Origin of the sequence: Bordetella pertussis 18323 (genome assembly GCF_000306945.1) — a bacterium.
In the GTDB taxonomy this organism is placed as follows: Bacteria; Pseudomonadota; Gammaproteobacteria; order Burkholderiales; family Burkholderiaceae_B; genus Bordetella; species Bordetella pertussis.
In genome coordinates this window covers 2522710-2541037 of sequence record NC_018518.1, presented here as the reverse complement: position 1 = coordinate 2541037, position 18328 = coordinate 2522710, and the positions used below count along the sequence as shown (strand labels likewise).

At 68.5% G+C, this 18328-nt stretch carries 8 protein-coding genes; 2 read left to right on the top strand and 6 right to left on the bottom strand.

Annotated elements, in window-relative coordinates:
• Positions 1-3 precede the first annotated feature (3 nt).
• From fimX to BN118_RS11915, 5 genes are all read right to left on the bottom strand, one after another.
• Positions 4-609 (bottom strand): fimbrial major subunit FimX, encoded by a 606-nt coding sequence (fimX, locus tag BN118_RS11935; protein ID WP_010931071.1) that lies wholly within the window; start codon positions 607-609, stop codon positions 4-6.
• Positions 610-836: 227 nt separating this feature from the next.
• On the bottom strand, positions 837-1787 hold the full coding sequence (locus BN118_RS11930; protein ID WP_014905882.1) for an IS481-like element IS481 family transposase: 951 nt from the start codon (positions 1785-1787) through the stop codon (positions 837-839).
• Between the two features lie 260 nt (positions 1788-2047).
• Positions 2048-3076, bottom strand: coding sequence for a DctP family TRAP transporter solute-binding subunit (locus BN118_RS11925; protein WP_014905881.1), 1029 nt, complete (start codon positions 3074-3076; stop codon positions 2048-2050).
• Positions 3077-3155: 79 nt separating this feature from the next.
• Entirely contained in the window at positions 3156-4454 is a 1299-nt protein-coding gene (locus tag BN118_RS11920; protein ID WP_010931068.1) for a TRAP transporter large permease, read from the bottom strand.
• Positions 4451-5032 (bottom strand): TRAP transporter small permease, encoded by a 582-nt coding sequence (locus BN118_RS11915; protein ID WP_003816847.1) that lies wholly within the window; start codon positions 5030-5032, stop codon positions 4451-4453. The genes BN118_RS11920 and BN118_RS11915 overlap by 4 nt, the downstream gene beginning before the upstream one ends.
• A 312-nt stretch (positions 5033-5344) precedes the next feature.
• Between BN118_RS11915 and purL the strand changes: the two genes are divergently transcribed.
• Together purL and BN118_RS11905 are read left to right on the top strand one after the other, a co-directional pair.
• A complete protein-coding gene (purL, locus tag BN118_RS11910; protein ID WP_010931067.1) occupies positions 5345-9391 on the top strand; it encodes a phosphoribosylformylglycinamidine synthase in 4047 nt (1348 codons plus the stop codon).
• Between the two features lie 240 nt (positions 9392-9631).
• Positions 9632-17293: a two-partner secretion domain-containing protein gene (locus BN118_RS11905; protein WP_014905880.1), complete on the top strand. Its 7662-nt coding sequence runs from the start codon at positions 9632-9634 to the stop codon at positions 17291-17293.
• Here the strand turns inward: BN118_RS11905 and BN118_RS11900 are convergent.
• Positions 17290-18240, bottom strand: a complete 951-nt coding sequence (locus BN118_RS11900; protein ID WP_005012067.1) for an IS481-like element IS481 family transposase — start codon at positions 18238-18240, stop codon at positions 17290-17292. The genes BN118_RS11905 and BN118_RS11900 overlap by 4 nt on opposite strands.
• Positions 18241-18328: the final 88 nt, after the last annotated feature.

The window sequence follows — 18328 nt, the reverse complement described above, 5'->3', positions numbered from 1 at the left end:
GTTTCAGGGGTAGACGACCGAAAAGCCCACGTAGGTGGTCAGCATGGTCGCCTCGACCTCTCCACTGGCCTTCTTCACGTAGCCGGCCAGGTAGTGCAAGGTGAACGATTTCTTCGCCTGGCCGGCTTGCATGGTGCCGGAAAATGCCGCGGCATGCTGGTTGGGCTCGGTCTCGCCCATGGGAATCTGCTTGCCGTTCAGGTTCATCAGCCGGATCTGCACCCCCTTGGCTTCGGTCACACTGGGCGGCGATTTGAGCAGCGTTGCGGCGTCGACGTACCAAGCCTGCTTATAGGCTTTCAGATCCTTGGTGCCGTAATCCGTGGTGGGGCCGGGCTCGAAGTACAGCTTGAGAGTGTTGACGGTGGTCGGGCAGTCCTTCAGCTTGATATCGAAGCGAGTGCGCCCCGCCACGTCGCCGGCGTTCTTCAGCGCGCTCTTGGAGATCGTGGGCAGGTGCACGACCTTGATGTAACCGGGGCTCGGGTCCTCGATCGTGCAGGTCTGGTCGGTGATCGTGCCGGTAATGACAATGGTGCCGTCTTCGGCATGGGCGGCGAGCGCGACGCCGGCGAGCGCCGCGCCCAGGAGGAACGTTTTGGCTTGCATACAGGCTGGAGTAAAGAAGGGATCCAGGGACAATGTGTGTGCAAGATTATTAGACGCCTCGGGGGGGGCTGATGGATGTGTAGGAATTTGGTGTGCCTTCGCCATATCAGGCACGGACGACGGCGGGAACCACTTACGTTGTAAGGGTTTGGGCTGCCATCGAGGGGCGGGTTCGTCAGCCTATGGGATTTGGCCCAAGCTGCCTCGATATCCGCGCATTCGCCCCGCTAGGTGTGAACTGTCAATAGGTTGTATTCGTCCAGGTTGAGTCTGGAGATGGGTACAGCGCGCCCGATGCCTTGGTGGGGTCGATGCCAGTTGTAGTGGTGTAGCCAGGATTTCATGGCATCGGCTCGGTGTTGGGAGTTCTGGTAGGTGTGAGCGTAAGCCCACTCACGCAAGGCCGACTGGATGAAGCGTTCGGCCTTGCCATTGGTCTGTGGGCGGTAAGGTCGGGTAAAGCGGTGCTTGATGCCCAGCTCATGGCACAGCGCGGCGAAGGCGCGGCTGCGAAAGGCCGAGCCATTGTCGGTGAGCAAGCGCTGGATGGTCACGCCCAGGCGCTGGTAGTAGGCCACTGCGTCCTTGAGGAACTGGACGGCGCTGGGGAAGCGCTCGTCGGGGTGGATGTCGGTGAAGGCCACGCGGGCGTGGTCATCGATGGCCACGAAGACGAAGTCCCAGCCGGCCCCCTCAACGGTATCGCGTCGGTTGCCCGTGACCCGGTGGCCAGGGCGCTGGATACGTCTCAGCTTCTTGATGTCGATGTGCAGCAGATCGCCGGGGGCCTGATGCTCGTAGCGCACCACCGGCTCGGCCGGCTCCAGGTCGGCCAGGTGCGACAGACCGGCGCGGGCCAGGACGCGGCTGACGGTGCTGGCTGACACGCCCAGCGCCTGGGCGATGCGCGCTTGGGTCAGCCGCTTGCGGCGCAGCTCCACGATAGCCAGCGCCTTGGCCGGCGCAATCGCTCGGGGCGAGACCGTCGGGCGCGAGGACGCATCGGCCAAGCCCGCCTGGCCCTGAGCCAGGAAGCGGCCCAGCCATTTGCGCACAGTCGGCGCGGTGACCCCATAGGCGCGGGCCGCTTCAGACACACAAACTTGATGAGCGATCAATTGCTGGACCATTTCGAGTCGACGTAGGAAGGTCAATCGGGCATGCTTATGGGTGTTCATCCGGCCGGGCTCCTTGAGTGAACTGGGGGGGTGGCGATTTCCAGTTTCTCAAATCCGGTTCGGATGAACCATGCATACAACCTATTGAATCTTCACAGCTAGCGTTCGTGGCGTGTGACGGGGAGCCTGTCCCCGTGGGGACAGGCTCCGGGAGGAAAAAGAAACGGACGCCAGCTTTTGGCCGGCGTCCGTTGGGTTGGAGGGTTGTGCGCCCCTGCCTTGCGTGGCGGCTTGCGCCGCCGTTCCCCTTGGGCTGCTGCTTATTTCTTGCGGGCCGCGATCGATTTCTCGGCCAGGTCGACCAGTTCGGCGCCGATCTGCTTCTTCCACTTTTCATAGACCGGCTTGGTGGCCGCCACGAATTCGGCGTGTTGGCCGGCGTCCAGGCTGCTGACGGTAACGCCGTGGCCGGCGATTTCCTTCAGCAGCGATGGGTCTTCGGGCGTGACGCCCTTGCGGGCGATGACGATCTGCTGCTTGCCGGCGTCCAGCGCGGCCTGGCGGACGATCTCGCGATCCTTCTCGGACCAGGAGTTCCATACCTCGCGGTTGACCACGTAGATCAGCGGGTCGGCGACGTAGTTCCACAGGGTGAGGTACTTCTGGCCCACCGTGTACAGCTTGGAGCCGGTGTAGATAGACAGCGGGTTCTCCTGGCCGTCCACCGCGCCGCTGGCCAGCGCCGGCTGGGCGTCGGCCCAGCTCATCTGCGTGGGGTTGGCGCCCAGCGCCGTGAAGGTGTCGATGTACAGCGGCGAGCCCACGACGCGCAGCTTCAGGCCCTTCATGTCGGCCGGCGTCTTGATTTCGTGCTTGGAGTTGCTGAGCTGGCGATAGCCGTTTTCGCCCCAGGCCAGCGGCACCACGCCGGCCTTTTCGATCAGCTTGAAGACCTCCTTGCCGACCTCGCCCTGCACCAGCGCGTCGATGGCGGCATAGTCCGGCATCAGGAAGGGCAGCGAGAACAGGTTGAGCTGCTTGACCTGCGGCGACCAGTTGATGGTCGAACTCACGGCCATGTCGATCACGCCCTGGCGGATGGCGGTGAATTCACGGGTCTGGTCGCCCTGCACCAGCGAGGTGCCCGGATAGACCTTGATATTGATGCGGCCCTCGGTGCGCTCGCGCACCAGGTCGGACCAGATCACGGCGCCCTGGCCCCACGGGAAGGTGGTGCCCACCACGATGGACAGCTTGTATTCGGACTTGTAGTTCTGGGCCTGGGCCGGCGCCACGCCCAGCGCGAAAGCGGCGCAAAGGGCGGCGCCCACGATATTGCGGAATTTCATCGGTTGTCTCCTCGTGTCGTGCTCGGTTGCTCGAAAATGGCGGGCGAGCCTTCGGCTTCTGCCCTTTCCCCCGTATTCATCAATATCCCAGCCGGTGCGGCAGCCACAGCGCCAGTTGCGGAAAGATCAGCACGGCCACCAGCACCAGGAACATGCCGCCCAGCAGCCAGACCACCCAGCCCACGGTGGACTCCATCGGCACGCGCGCGATGCGGCAGGAAACCATCAGGTTGACCGCCAACGGCGGCGTGAACTGGCCCAGCGCCACTTTCAGCGTCAGGATGACGCCGAACCAGACCGGATCCCAGCCATAGGCATTGGCGATCGGCATGAGCAGCGGGACGAAAATCAGGAAGATGGAGATGCCGTCGAGGAACATGCCCACGGTCATCAGCAGCATGATGAGCAGCGCCAGCACGCCCCATTCGCCCAGCCCGGAATTGACGATGGCGTGCGTGATGGGGTCGATCACGCTGAGCGTGGACAGGGCCCAGGCGAAGATGCCGGCCAGCGTCACCACCAGCATGATGACGGCCGACAGTTCGGCGGCCTCGCGCAGGATCACGAACAGGTCGCGTACCTTGATGGTGCGATGGATGCACATGCCCACGAACAGGCCGTAGAACACGGCCACGACCGCGGCTTCGGTGGGGGTGAACCAGCCCATCCGCATGCTGCCCAGGATCAGCACCGGCGCGGCCAGGCCCCAGGACGCCTCGCGCAGGCTGGCCCACAGCGGCGGGCGCGGCAGGTGCGCTTCGCGTGCGCCCATGCTATGGTGGCGCGCCAGCCAGACCGCAGGAATGATGAGCGCGAAGCCGGCCAGGATGCCCGGCACCATGCCCGCGGCGAACAGCGCCGGCACCGAGGCGCCCGGCACCAGCACCGAATAGATGATGAAGGCCACCGAAGGCGGGATCAGGATATCGGTGGCGGCGCCGGCGGCGACCACGGCGGCCGAGTAGGGCGCCGGATAGCCGGCGCGCGACATGGCGGCGATCATCACCGCGCCCACGGCCGCCGCGCAGGCCGGACCCGAGCCGGAAATCCCGCCCAGGAACATCGCCACCGCGATCGATACCAGCGGCAGCATGCCCGGGCCGCGGCCCACCAGCGCCACGGCGAAGTCGACCAGCCGCCTGGCCACGCCCGAGCGGTCGAAGATCGAGCCCACCAGCACGAACATGGGAATCGCCAGCAGCGGGTACTTGGCCAGGCCGGCGTAGAAATTCTGCGGCACGGCCAGCAGGCCGAACCAGGACACATCGAGGTTGGACAGCACGATGGCGACCGTGCCGCCCAGGCCCAGCGCCACGCCGACCGGCACGCCGATCAGCATCAGGGTGATGAATACGGCGAACAGCAGCGCCGCGATCATGTCTCGGCCTTGTGCCGGGCGATCAGCCGGCGCGCGGCGCCGGCCACGCGCAGCGTGATGACCGCCGCCAGCAGCGGCATCCAGATCGAGTACCACCAGGTCGGCACGCCGATGGCGGGCGAGGTTTCCTCGTAGCGGAACTCGTCGTACACCAGCCGGGCCGACAGCACGGTGAGCAGCGCGAAGAAGAACACGACCAGGCTGTGGGCGGTCAGCGCCATCAGGTACTGGCGCCGCGGCGAGCCGTTGTCGGCCAGGATCTCGATGCGGATATGGTGGTTGCGCACGAACGCCATGGACGCCCCGACCATGGTCAGCACGATCAGCAGGAAGACGGAGATCTCCTCGGTCCAGGCGAAGGACTGGTCGGTCAGGTAGCGCACCAGCACGTTCAGGAAGGTGATGATGGCCAGCGCGGCCAGCAGGATGACGGCGAGCCAGTCTTCCAGCGCCAGCGGGACCTTGACGGCGGGATCGGCTTCCGGGGGGATGATGGGTTCGACGGGCTCGTCAGATGCGTCGGGGCGGTGCATTGGCAACAGCGTGGAGCAAAGCGCAGGCAATATGAGAGGCTGCATCCTACCGTCGGCTCGCCATGGCGTTAGTTCGTGTTTTCCCGTGGTGCGGGGCGTTTGCAACATGCTGCGTCGCAGCATGCAAACCTGGCCATTCTCTTTTCGAAGACTTTCGTCCGGGTTTCAACCTCGGTGAGTCGTCTATATTGCAACGCACAAAATCGGGCGGCCATAGATGGAATTATTTTGTAACTCCGGCGCGACAGGACGGCACGGCGCGGTTTTGCGGCGGGTTATGGGGTTACCACGGGTAAACCCCGGCAAAAAGGTAAAATCATGTTTTGATTCCTCCTTTTTCCTAACGGCGCCCGCATCGTGTCCCTTGTCCAGCATCTGCCCGGTTCCTCCGTCCTTTCCGCTTTCCGCCGCGAGCGCCTGCTGGCGCAACTGAAGAAGGCCGGCCTGCCGGTTGCCGATATCTCCGCGCGCTACGAGCATTTCATCCATACCGACAGCGCCTTGCCGGCCGAACAGCAGGCGCGTCTGGCGCAACTGCTGGACTACGGCACGCCGGCCGCCGAGACGCCGGCCAAGAGCCTGGAGCTGCTGGTCATTCCGCGCCTGGGGACGATGTCGCCGTGGGCCAGCAAGGCGACCGATATCGCGCACAATTGTGGCCTGGACGCCGTGCGCCGCATCGAGCGCGGCGTGCGTTACGCGCTGACGCCCGAACGCGGCCTGCTGGGCGCCAAGTCGTTCGACGCCGACATGCTGGCGCGCGCGGCCGACTGCCTGCACGACCGCATGACCGAGACCGTGGTCGACGGCGCGTTCGACGGCCAGGCGCTGTTCGAGACGCTGGCCGGCAAGCCGATGCGCACCGTGGCGGTGCAGGCCGAGGGCCGCGCCGCGCTGGAGCAGGCCAACGTGGCGCTGGGGCTGGCGCTGTCCGAAGACGAAATCGATTACCTGGCGCAGTCGTTCGGCGACCTGGGGCGCGATCCGACCGACGTCGAGCTGATGATGTTCGCGCAGGCCAACAGCGAGCACTGCCGCCACAAGATCTTCAACGCGCAGTGGGTCATCGACGGGCAGGAGCAGTCCAACACCCTGTTCGGCATGATCCGCGCCACCCACAAGGCCCAGCCGGCCGGCACCGTGGTGGCCTATTCGGACAACGCCGCCATCATGGAAGGCGGTCCGGCGCAGCGTTTCCAGGCCGGCGTGCCGGGCGTGGCCGGCGAGGGCGCGCAGGCCGCGCGCTACGTGCGCCGCGACACCACCGTGCACACCCTGATGAAGGTCGAGACGCACAACCACCCGACCGCGATCGCGCCGTTTCCGGGCGCGGCCACCGGCGCCGGCGGCGAAATCCGCGACGAGGGCGCCACGGGCCGCGGCTCCAAGCCCAAGGCCGGCCTGACCGGCTTTACCGTTTCGCACCTGCGCTTCGACGATGCGCTGCAACCGTGGGAGAACGACCACCACGGCCTGCCCGAGCGCATCGCCTCGCCGCTGTCCATCATGATCGATGGCCCGATCGGCGGCGCCGCCTTCAACAACGAGTTCGGCCGGTCCAACCTGCTGGGCTATTTCCGCGCCTTCGAACAGACCGCGGGCGGCACGCGCTGGGGCTACCACAAGCCCATCATGATCGCCGGCGGCCTGGGCAGCATCGACGCCGGCCTCACGCACAAGGAAGTGATTCCGCCGGGCGCGCTGCTGATCCAGCTGGGCGGCCCGGGGCTGCGCATCGGCATGGGCGGCGGCGCCGCCTCCAGCATCAGCATGGGCAGCAATTCGGCCGAACTGGACTTCGATTCGGTGCAGCGCGGCAACCCCGAGCTGGAGCGCCGCGCGCAGGAGGTCATCGACCGCTGCTGGCAGCAGGGCGAGCGCAACCCCATCGTCGCGATCCACGACGTGGGCGCGGGCGGCCTGTCCAACGCGTTTCCCGAACTGGTCAATGACGCCGGCCGCGGCGCGATCTTCGACCTCAAGCGCGTGCCGCTGGAAGAGTCGGGCATGTCGCCGGCCGAGATCTGGAGCAACGAGTCGCAGGAGCGCTACGTGCTGTCGATCCTGCCGCAGGACCTGGAGCGCTTCGACGCCATCGCGCGGCGCGAGCGCTGCCCGTACGCGGTGGTCGGCGTGGCGACCGAAGAGCGCCAGCTGCGCGTGGTCGACGGCGAGGGCCTGCCCGGGCTGGACACGATCCGCGCGCAAGGCGAGAACGAAGTGCGTCCGGTGGACGTGCCCATCGACGTGATCCTGGGCAAGCCGCCGCGCATGACGCGCGACGTGCAGCGCCTGCCCGGCGTGAGCGAGCCGCTCGACCTGGCCGGCCTGGATCTCACCGAGGCGGCCTATCGCGTGCTGCGCCATCCGACGGTGGCGAACAAGTCGTTCCTGATCACCATTGGCGATCGCACCGTGGGCGGGCTGTCCAGCCGCGACCAGATGGTCGGTCCGTGGCAGGTGCCGGTGGCCGATTGCGCCGTGACGCTGGCCGATTTCGAAGGCACGCGCGGCGAAGCCATGTCCATGGGCGAGCGCACGCCGCTGGCGATGCTGGACGCGCCCGCTTCCGGCCGCATGGCGGTGGCCGAGGCGCTGACCAACCTGGCGGCCGCCGACGTGGCGCGCCTCGAAGACATCAAGCTGTCGGCCAACTGGATGGCCGCCTGCGGCGTGCCCGGCCAGGATGCCGCGCTGTACGACACCGTGTCGGCGGTCAGCGAGCTGTGCCAGTCGGTCGGACTGTCGATTCCGGTGGGCAAGGACTCGCTGTCGATGAAGACGTCCTGGGACGAGGTGGGCGAGCAGCGCCAGGTGGTGGCGCCGGTCTCGCTCGTCGTGACGGCGTTCGCGCCGGTGGGCGATGTGCGCGCCAGCCTGACCCCGCAGCTGCGCACCGATGCCGGCGATACGGTGCTGATCCTGATCGACCTGGGCCGCGGCCGGCACCGCATGGCCGGCTCCATCCTGGCGCAAGCCTATAACCAGGTCGGCGAGACGGTGCCCGATATCGACGCGCCGCAGGATCTGCGCGCCTTCTTCGTGACGATCCGCACGCTGGCCGAGGCCGGCACCATCCTGGCCTACCACGACCGCTCGGACGGCGGCCTGTTCGCCACGCTGGCCGAAATGGCGTTCGCCGGGCGCACCGGCGTGTCGGTCAACCTGGACATGCTCACCTTCGATCCGCAGTCGGCCGACTGGGGCGATTACAAGATCCGTCCCGAACAGGTGGCGGTGCAGCGCGAGGAGCTCACCCTCAAGGCGCTGTTCTCGGAAGAGGCCGGCGCGGTCATCCAGGTGCCGGCTTCGCAGCGCGACGCGGTGATGCAAGTGCTGCGCGGCGCCGGCCTGTCCGCGCATTCGCATGTCATCGGCGGCCTGAACGGCGCCGACGAGGTCGAGTTCTACCGCGACGGCCGCAAGGTCTGGAGCCAGCCGCGCGCCGACCTGGGCCGCGCCTGGAGCGAGGTCAGCTACCGCATCATGGCGCGGCGCGACAACCCGGCCTGCGCGCAGGCCGAGCTGGACGTCTGGAACGACGCCAAGGATCCGGGCCTGGCCCCGCGCGTGGCGTTCGATCCGCAGGAAGACGTGGCGGCCCCGTTCATCGGCACCGGCAAGCGGCCGCGCGTGGCGATTCTGCGCGAGCAGGGCTGCAACAGCCAGGTCGAGATGGGCTGGGCGTTCGACACGGCCGGCTTCGAGGCCATCGACGTGCACATGACCGACCTCCTGTCGGGCCGCATCGACCTGGCCGGCATGCAGGGCCTGGTGGCGGTGGGCGGTTTCAGCTATGGCGACGTACTGGGCGCCGGCGAGGGTTGGGCCCGCACCATTCGCTACAACGACAAACTGTCGGATCAGTTCGCGGCCTACTTTGCCCGCCCCGACACCTTTGCGCTGGGCGTGTGCAACGGCTGCCAGATGATGGCGGCGCTGGCGCCCATGATCCCCGGCGCCGAGCACTGGCCGCGCTTTACCCGCAACCAGTCCGAGAAGTACGAGGCGCGCCTGTCGCTGGTCGAAGTCACGGCTTCGCCGTCTATCTTCTTCGCCGGCATGGAGGGCGCGCGCATTCCGGTGGCCGTGGCGCACGGCGAAGGCTACGCCGACTTCTCCCAGCAGGGCGATGCGGCGCGCGCGTTGATGGCGGTCCGCTACATCGACAACCATGGCGCGGCCACCGAAACCTATCCGTTCAACCCCAACGGCAGCCCCGGCGGCCTGACCGCGGTGACGACGGCCGACGGCCGCTTCACGGTCATGATGCCGCACCCCGAGCGCGTGACCCGCAACGTCATGATGTCGTGGGCGCCGGCGCAATGGGGCGAGCGCGATGCCGGCGGCGCGTTCAGTCCCTGGATGCGCATCTTCCGTAACGCGCGCGTCTGGCTGAAGTAAGCCTTTCGCTGCGCTCCCTACGAACGGCCTTTCGCGAGAAAGGCCGTTTTTTATTGTCCCGTTCTGTCAGTCCTAAATTCATTCTGGAAGTTGTAGGTAGGCAAATTGGTTGGTAGTTGATAGGGGTTTACTTGTTTGTTTGCGTGAGTTTTCTTCGGGTGTGTTGAAGTGTGGACGGCGTCTCTATGCTGATTGGGCCACGACGCCGATCAGGCCTACATAACGACATTAGGAGACAACATGAACGCGTTTAGCTTTCGATTGGTTTATAGCGAATGTCGCGCCATGTATGTGCCGGTGGCGCCCCGGCGCCGCGCCGCGCGGCGCGGGCGTGGCGGGGCCGGCCGGCGGCTGCGGCGCGCGCTGGCCGCGGCGGGAGCCGCCCTGGCGTGCGGCGCGATGGCTGCGCCGCATCGCTCGCCATCCGGCGTGCCGGTCATCGATATCGTCGCCCCGGACGCTAACGGCCTGTCGCACAACCGGCTGCGCGAATTCGACGTCGGGCCGCCGGGCCTGGTGTTCAACAACAGCCTGACCGAGGGCCGCTCGCAGTTGGCCGGCTACCTCAATCGCAACCCTGGCCTGCGCCAGGCGGCGACGGCCATCCTGACCGAGATCACGGGGACGCGTCCCAGCCGCCTGCACGGCGCGCTGGAGGTGTTCGGCCGGCGCGCGGACCTGATCGTCGCCAATCCGAACGGCCTCAGCGTCGACGGACTGGTCACGCTCAACGCCGGCCGGCTGACGCTCAGCACGGGCCGGCCCGTGACGGAAGGCGGCCGGCTCAGGCTGGACGTGGATGCGGGCCATATCGCGGTCGCGGGCGCGGGCGTGAACACCAGCGGGCTGGATTACTTCGATCTGGTGGCGCGTACCGTCAGCCTGGATGGCCCGGTCGCCGCAGGCGCCGGCGCGCGGGCCGCGGCGCTTGCCGTGGTGGCCGGACGCAACCGGTTCGAGCCGGCCAACGGCAGCGTGACGCCGCTGGCCGGCTCGGCCGGCAGCGGCGGTTCCGGTTATGCCATCGATGGCACGGCGGCGGGGGCGATGTACGGCGCGCGCATCACGCTGTTGTCGAGCGACTCGGGCGTGGGCGTGCGCCAGCGTGGCGCGGTGTCCTCGCCCGGGGCGATTACGGTGTCGTCGCGCGGCGAGATACGCCTGCGCGAGGCAACGGCGGGCGCAGGGCACCTGGCCGTCGATGCAGGGGGGGCGGTGGCGGCGACCGCGCTGGCTTCGGGCGGCGCCATGCGTATTGCGGGGGAAGGCGCCGTACAGGTGGGCACGGCCACCAGTGGCGACGCCTTGTCGCTGCATGCCGGCGGCGCCTTGCAGGCGCAGCGCCTGCGGGCAGACGGGCCGCTCGATGCGCGAGCGCAAGGGGCCTTGCGCGTGGGCGCGGCAGACAGTCTTGCCGGCATCTCGATCGATACGGCGCGCCGGGCCGAACTGGGTACCTTGCAAAGCCGCGGCGCACTCTCGGTGCGGGCAGGCGGGGAGGTGGCGCTGGAAGCCGCCAAGACGGACGGCGCGCTGCGCGTCGATGGCGCGGGCGTGACGCTGGGCACGGGCAGCGCGGGCCAGGCGCGCATCGACAGCAGCGCGTTCGTGCATGTCGGCGCGCTGGCCGCCGTCGGGGCGCAGGCGCACGGCGGCGGCGTCGAGATCCACGCGCGCGACGACGTGCGCGTGGGCGAGGGCCGCCGGGGCCAGGGCGTGGCCGTGCGAGGAGACATCACCATCGACGCGACCAATGGCGTGCTGTTGTTGCGCAATGACGTCACGGCGGACCAGGGCATGGTCGCGGCAAGCGCGCGTGCCGCCGTGCTCGAACACGCGAGCCTGCGCAGCGGGATCACGCCGCGGGCGCGGCAAGCCCGGCCGGACGGGGGCCGGCCATCCGTCGCGCTGCGGGTCCAGGACGTGCTGTTTCTCAATGGCACGCTGCGCGCGCTGGACGAGGCGGGCGCGGTGGTGCCTGGACGGCATATCGAAGTCGTCGACGGATGGGTGCGGATCGCCGACGAAATCGCCGAAACCGTGCACGACGAAGAGTCGGTGGTTTCCGACGCGGTCATCGCGGCCAGGAGCGGCGCGGTACTGGTCGAAGCCGGCACGTTCGTCAATTTCGGCGGCGGCGTGGGCAACGGCGGCAAGCAGGGGGCAGGCAGCGACCTGACGCTCAGGGTGCGCGGCGACGCGCGGAACAAGGGGTATATCTCGGCCGGCCGGCGCGGCGAACTCCAGGTCGGCGCGGTCCTGAAAAACGAGTTCCTGATCGATTCGGCCGGCACGCAGCGTATCGAGGCCGGCCGGATAGAAAACCTCGGCACCATCCAAAGCCTGGGCGGCGAGGCCGGCGCGCAGGGGCTGGTGATCAAGGCGGCGGAGTCGGTCGCGCAGGCGGGCGTCGTGGCCGCCGAGCGGGGCGTGGAAATTTCCGGACGGACGGAACAGCGGCCGGTGGTGGCCGCCAGCGCGCGTTCGTCCATCGCCGGCGAACGCCTCCTCGTGCAGGCAGCCAGTTGGGACAACCGGGGCAGCCTGGCGCTGGGGCAGGGAGGCATGCGGGCCGAGATCGCAGGCCGGTACGCCGAGCGCGGCACGGCCTCGCTGGACGGCGAGTACGCCGTGTCGGCGCAAACCATCGGAATCGCCGGGGCGCTGCGCCAGGGCAGGGGAGCGACGGCGCTCGTCGCGCGGCAGGAGATGACGCTGGCCGGCAGGCTGGGCCTGGCCGGCCCGGTCCGCCTCGATGCGGGCGGGGCGCTGTCGAACACGGGGATGGCGAGCGCGTGCGACCGCCTCGCCGTCACGGCCGCGTCGTTCGACAATGCGGCAGGCGGCCTGCTGTCCGCCGGCAGTGTCGACATCGCTGTGCGCGGGGCGGCGCGCAACGCCGGCCGCTTGCTGTCCAACCAGGACATCGTGCTTGGCGCCGCGTCGTTCTACAACGCCGCGCAGGCGGAGGCGCGCGGAAACTTCGCCGCGACGGTCGGCGCGGCGCTGGAAAACCGCGGCAGCCTGAAGGCCGGCGGCGACCTCACGCTGCGGGCGGCACGGATCGACAACCATGGCGTGGCGGCCGCCGGCCACGACGTCGGATTGCGATCGCCGCAACTGCGCAATTCGGGCCAGGTCGCCGCCGGCCACGACATCCGCATCGTCGAAGGCCGCGAGCTGCGCAATCCGGGCAGGCTCGATGCGCGCAACGATATCGAGCTGGCGGTGGACGACTACGCCAATACGGGCTCGATCCATGCCGATGGCAATGCCACGCTTGCGCTGGCGCGGGGCACGGACCGCGACCTCGTGATCGACACCCCCGATATCCTGCCCGTCGCGCTAGGCGCTTTGCGCGTCAAGGCCAGGTCGTTGCGCGTCAACACCGAAATCGGCGTCCCGGGCAGCCTGGACGTGCAAACGCAGGGGGATATCGACAACAGGCAGGCCATCGTCGCCGGCGGGAACCTCAAGCTGGCCTCGGCGTCCGGGGCGCTGAACAACGCAGCCGGCGCCTTGTTGTGGGCGGGGGCGGATATGGCGCTGCGGGCGCGCCGAATCACCAACGGCAAGGCGGCGTTGATCGAGTCCGGGGGCGGCATGCGGCTGGCGGCGCGGGACACGCTCATCAACGATCTGGGCAGCGTGCGGGCGGGCGGCGATCTGCGTCTGGATGCCGCGCGTATCGAGAACCGGGCGACGCTGACCGGCCATGTACGGCACGCCGGCGAGAATACGGTGGGCGGCGGTGGCTATGGTTTCTGGCGCGGCCTCGCGTATCTGGACTATCGGTTGCGCTACGGGAACGGGGCGGCGGTGGCGGCGCCGTTCTACGACGTGGCGCTGCAGGCGGGGCAATCGCGCATCGAGAGCGGCGGCGATTTGTACGTGAACCGGGAGCTGGGGCCGGGGCGCAGGGGGCATCTGCGCAACGAAGGCACGATCCAGGCCGTCGGGCATGCCTACATCGACGGCGATGTGGAGAACCGTTCCCTGTCGCGGGAAGTGTCCCTGGCGGATTATTTGCGCACGCCGCTGGCGGCCGCGATCGAACTGAAAGTGACCGATAGCCGCGCCGCGTTGACGCCGGCCTACTGGTCATTCCGCACGCTGTACGAGCTGCTCGACTATCTGGTGGGCGAAAACCGCTGGGAAACCATCTGGGGCTTTTACGATACGTATACGGATTGGGCCACCAATACGCTGAAGAATCTCGATCTGGGCTACGTGAGTCCGCCGCCGCCGCAGGCGCCGCCCGTGCCCGCCAAGCCCGAGTTGTCGCTGCCGGATGGGAGTGCGGACTCGCCCGCCGCCCGCCAGGCGTTGGCCGATTACCGGGAGGCGCTGCGCGAATACGAGGCGGCGCGGGCCCAGGCGCGCGCCGCCGAGGCATATGGCGAGGCGCAACGCCAGGTGCGCGAGATCCTGGCGGCGCGCTACGGCGCGGACAGGCTGGCCGGTCTGGATACGGAAACCGCTGCGCTCGATCGCGTCATCGGCGATTACGCCGCGGCGCTGGCGCGCCTGGGCGATGACGAGCCGGCCAGGGCGCAGGCCTTGCGCAAGCAGTATGAGCAGGCCGTGGACCGCATCCAGCTGGCGCCGGCCACGCCCGGGCGCGCGTTGCTGGCGCGCGCGCTGTCGGCGGCGTTGGGGGCGGATTGGCGCGCGCAGCCCCATCCCGTACTGGTGCAGCGCTGGAACGATTTCAAGGCCGGCCGGCGCGGCGCGCCGCTGACGTTCTACCCCCAGGTGCAGACGGTGCTGGCCGCGGGCAAGGGGGTGACGCTGTCCGACGGGTACCTGCGCAATGGCGAGAATGCCGCGCGCAACCGGGGACGGCCCGACACGTTGCGCATCGGCGAGCACAAGGTGGAGACCTCCGGCGGCTCGTTCGATGCGCTGCGCGGCCTGGGGCTGGAAACGCGCCTGGATATCGATGGCGCGCTGGAGGCGGTGCTGGCCAATCGGCATCTGTTCGCGCGCGTCGGGGATCAGCCTGCCGCGTCGAGCGTTGCCGTGCCCGCGGCCATGCCGGCGCCGCAGGGCGACGCGGATCCGGCGGCCCTGCGGGACGTACCCCGCAAGCCGGTGGCGCCCGCCGTGGCCTTGCCGCAGCCACTGATCGAAACCCGCATCAAGTATCTCGACCAAGGCGGATTCTACGGTTCGGGTTACTTCTTCGAGCAGATCGGCTACCAGCCCGATCGCGCCACGCGCGTGGCGGGCGACAACTATTTCGATACCACGCTGGTGCGCGAGCAGGTGCGGCGCGCCCTGGGCGGCTACGAAAGCCGCCTGCCCGTGCGCGGTGACGCGTTGGTGGCCAGGCTGATGGAGTCGGCCGGGACGGTCGGCAAGGCGCTGGGCCTGAAGGTGGGTGTCGCGCCGACCGCGCAGCAGCTCAAGCTGGCGGACCGCGATTTCGTCTGGTACGTGGATACCGTGATCGACGGCCAGAAGGTCCTCGCTCCCCGGCTGTACCTGACCGAGGCGACGCGCCAGGGCATCATGGATCAGTACGCCGGCGGCGGGGCGCTGATTGCCTCCGGCGGCGACGTAACTGTCAATACGGACGGCCATGACGTCAGTTCGGTCAACGGGCTGATCCAGGGCAGGAGCGTCAAGGTGGACGCGGGCAAGGGCAAGGTCGTGGTGGCCGACAGCAAGGGGGCGGGCGGCGGCATCGAGGCCGATGACGAGGTCGACGTCTCAGGCCGGGATATCGGCATCGAGGGCGGCAAGCTGCGCGGCAAGGATGTCAGGCTCAAGGCCGACACGGTCAAGGTCGCGACCTCGATGCGGTACGACGGCAAGGGCAGGCTGGCGGCGCGCGGTGACGGCGCCCTGGATGCGCAAGGCGGCCAGCTGCATATCGAGGCCAAGCGCCTGGAGACGGCCGGCGCGACGCTCAAGGGCGGCAAGGTGAAGCTGGATGTCGATGACGTCAAGCTGGGCGGCGTGTACGAGGCGGCGTCCAGCTACGAGAACAGGAGCTCGACGCCGCTGGGCAGCCTGTTCGCCATCCTGTCGTCGACGACGGAAACCAGCCAGTCGGCGCGCGCGAACCATTACGGTACGCGCATCGAAGCCGGCACGCTGGAAGGAAAGATGCAGAACCTGGAGATCGAAGGCGGTTCGGTCGATGCCGCGCATACGAACCTGTCCGTGGCCCGCGACGCGAGGTTCAAGGCCGCCGCGGATTTCGCGCACGCCGAGCATGAGAAGGAGGTGCGCCAGCTGTTTCTCGGCGGCAAGGTGGGGGCGGGCGGCTACGAGGCGGGTTTCAGCCTGGGCAGCGAAAGCGGTGTCAGCAGCCATGCCGGGCGCGGCGCGGCGTCCAGCGCGAGCGCCCGGGTCGGCTGGGAAAGCGTTTGGGAGAAGAGCGCCTCGTCGCGCAAGACGTACCGCAACGCCGACCTGCGCCTGGGCGATGGCTTGCTCGCCGTCGGCGGCGTGCTGGACTTCGGCGGCGCCGACATCAATCGAGACCGCTACGGCGGCGGCGCAGAAGGCGAACCCGGCTTGCGGCTGCGCGGCGGCGAGGTGCGCACCACCAAGTACGTGGATACCGAACACACCGTGCGCAGCGGCGGGCGCGTCGGACTGGAGCTGGGCGTCGATGGCAGCGTCAATCCGCAGGTGACCAGCAGCCGGCTGGGCCGGAGCCTGACGCAGGCCGGGGACGGCAGGGGGATCGACGGCGGCCTGATGTTCGGCCAGGCGTTGAGCACGGCGTTCCAGAGCGTCATGGCCGATACGATCAGCAGCACGCTGAGCGCGAGCCTGCGGACGGAGTGGTGGAACGAGAGCCGCAACGCCACCTCGGAGAACCTGACGCACGTGGGCGGCAATGCCCGCATCGAAAGCGGCGCGGGCGACATGGCCCTGGCCGGCGTACGCTTTGACGGTGGTCGCGAGGTCGACTTGCGGTCGGCCGGCGCGTTGCGCATGCGGTCGGCCGAATCGCGCGAGCAGCGCACGCGCGACGCGCACAGCCTGTCGCTCGACGCCCGCCTGGCCATGGGCGCCAATCTCGTCAAGGGCGACGCCTATGTCCGCGGCACGGCGGGGCTGAGCGGGCACCATGAGCACGCGGCCTCCGAACGGCACACGCATGGCCGGACGGGCGTGCGGGCCGCCAATGTGCATCTGCAGGCGGCGCGCGACCTGGTCATGCAGGGCGCGCGCGTGCAGGCCGCGCAAGGCGCGCGGGTCGAGGTCGGCGGCGCGCTGTCCATGGCCAGCGTGCAGGATGTGCATGACGAAAGCCACACGTCGGCAGACTGGATGGCGGCGGCCGGCGCGCATGCGTCGACCGGCAACGGATTCAAGCCGCAGCCGGTGGCGCAGGTCGGGGTGTCGTTCAGCCACGGCCACGACCGTGGCGCCATCGTGGCGCAGCGTACGGGCATTGCCGCGGGCGGCCCCTTGTCGGTGCGCGTGGCGGGCGATGCGCAATTGATCGGCGCCGACCTGGTGTCGACCGCCGGGCAGGGCCGCGTGCAGGTGGGCGGCCGGGTGCGCGCCGAACAGTTGGCCGACCGGCGCGACCGCGACGGCGGCTCGGCGGGGGTGTCGGCGCCGGCGCTGCTTTCGACCAGCACCCGGCCTACGCTGGTGGTCAGCGGCGGGCGGCTGGAGCGCGACCACTACGATGCGGTGCACCGCTCCGTCATCGCGGTGTCGCCGGGCGGCTTGGCGGCCGCCGATGGGGTGTCGGGCCATTTGCAGCGCGATCCGGTGACGGGGCTGCGGGTCTTGCGCGACGAGCACTGGGCCGGCGGCGATATGGCGTTCACGCTGGGCTCGGTGCCCAAGTTCGACCGCGGCAAGTATGCGCCGCCGCGGCCCGATACCTCGGCGCCAGGCGGATCGCCCTTTTCGCTGCATCGCTAGCTGTGAACTGTCAATAGGTTGTATTCGTCCAGGTTGAGTCTGGAGATGGGTACAGCGCGCCCGATGCCTTGGTGGGGTCGATGCCAGTTGTAGTGGTGTAGCCAGGATTTCATGGCATCGGCTCGGTGTTGGGAGTTCTGGTAGGTGTGAGCGTAAGCCCACTCACGCAAGGCCGACTGGATGAAGCGTTCGGCCTTGCCATTGGTCTGTGGGCGGTAAGGTCGGGTAAAGCGGTGCTTGATGCCCAGCTCATGGCACAGCGCGGCGAAGGCGCGGCTGCGAAAGGCCGAGCCATTGTCGGTGAGCAAGCGCTGGATGGTCACGCCCAGGCGCTGGTAGTAGGCCACTGCGTCCTTGAGGAACTGGACGGCGCTGGGGAAGCGCTCGTCGGGGTGGATGTCGGTGAAGGCCACGCGGGCGTGGTCATCGATGGCCACGAAGACGAAGTCCCAGCCGGCCCCCTCAACGGTATCGCGTCGGTTGCCCGTGACCCGGTGGCCAGGGCGCTGGATACGTCCCAGCTTCTTGATGTCGATGTGCAGCAGATCGCCGGGGGCCTGATGCTCGTAGCGCACCACCGGCTCGGCCGGCTCCAGGTCGGCCAGGTGCGACAGACCGGCGCGGGCCAGGACGCGGCTGACGGTGCTGGCTGACACGCCCAGCGCCTGGGCGATGCGCGCTTGGGTCAGCCGCTTGCGGCGCAGCTCCACGATAGCCAGCGCCTTGGCCGGCGCAATCGCTCGGGGCGAGACCGTCGGGCGCGAGGACGCATCGGCCAAGCCCGCCTGGCCCTGAGCCAGGAAGCGGCCCAGCCATTTGCGCACAGTCGGCGCGGTGACCCCATAGGCGCGGGCCGCTTCAGGCACACAAACTTGATGGGCGATCAATTGCTGGACCATTTCGAGTCGACGTAGGAAGGTCAATCGGGCATGCTTATGGGTGTTCATCCGGCCGGGCTCCTTGAGTGAACTGGGGGGGTGGCGATTTCCAGTTTCTCAAATCCGGTTCGGATGAACCATGCATACAACCTATTGA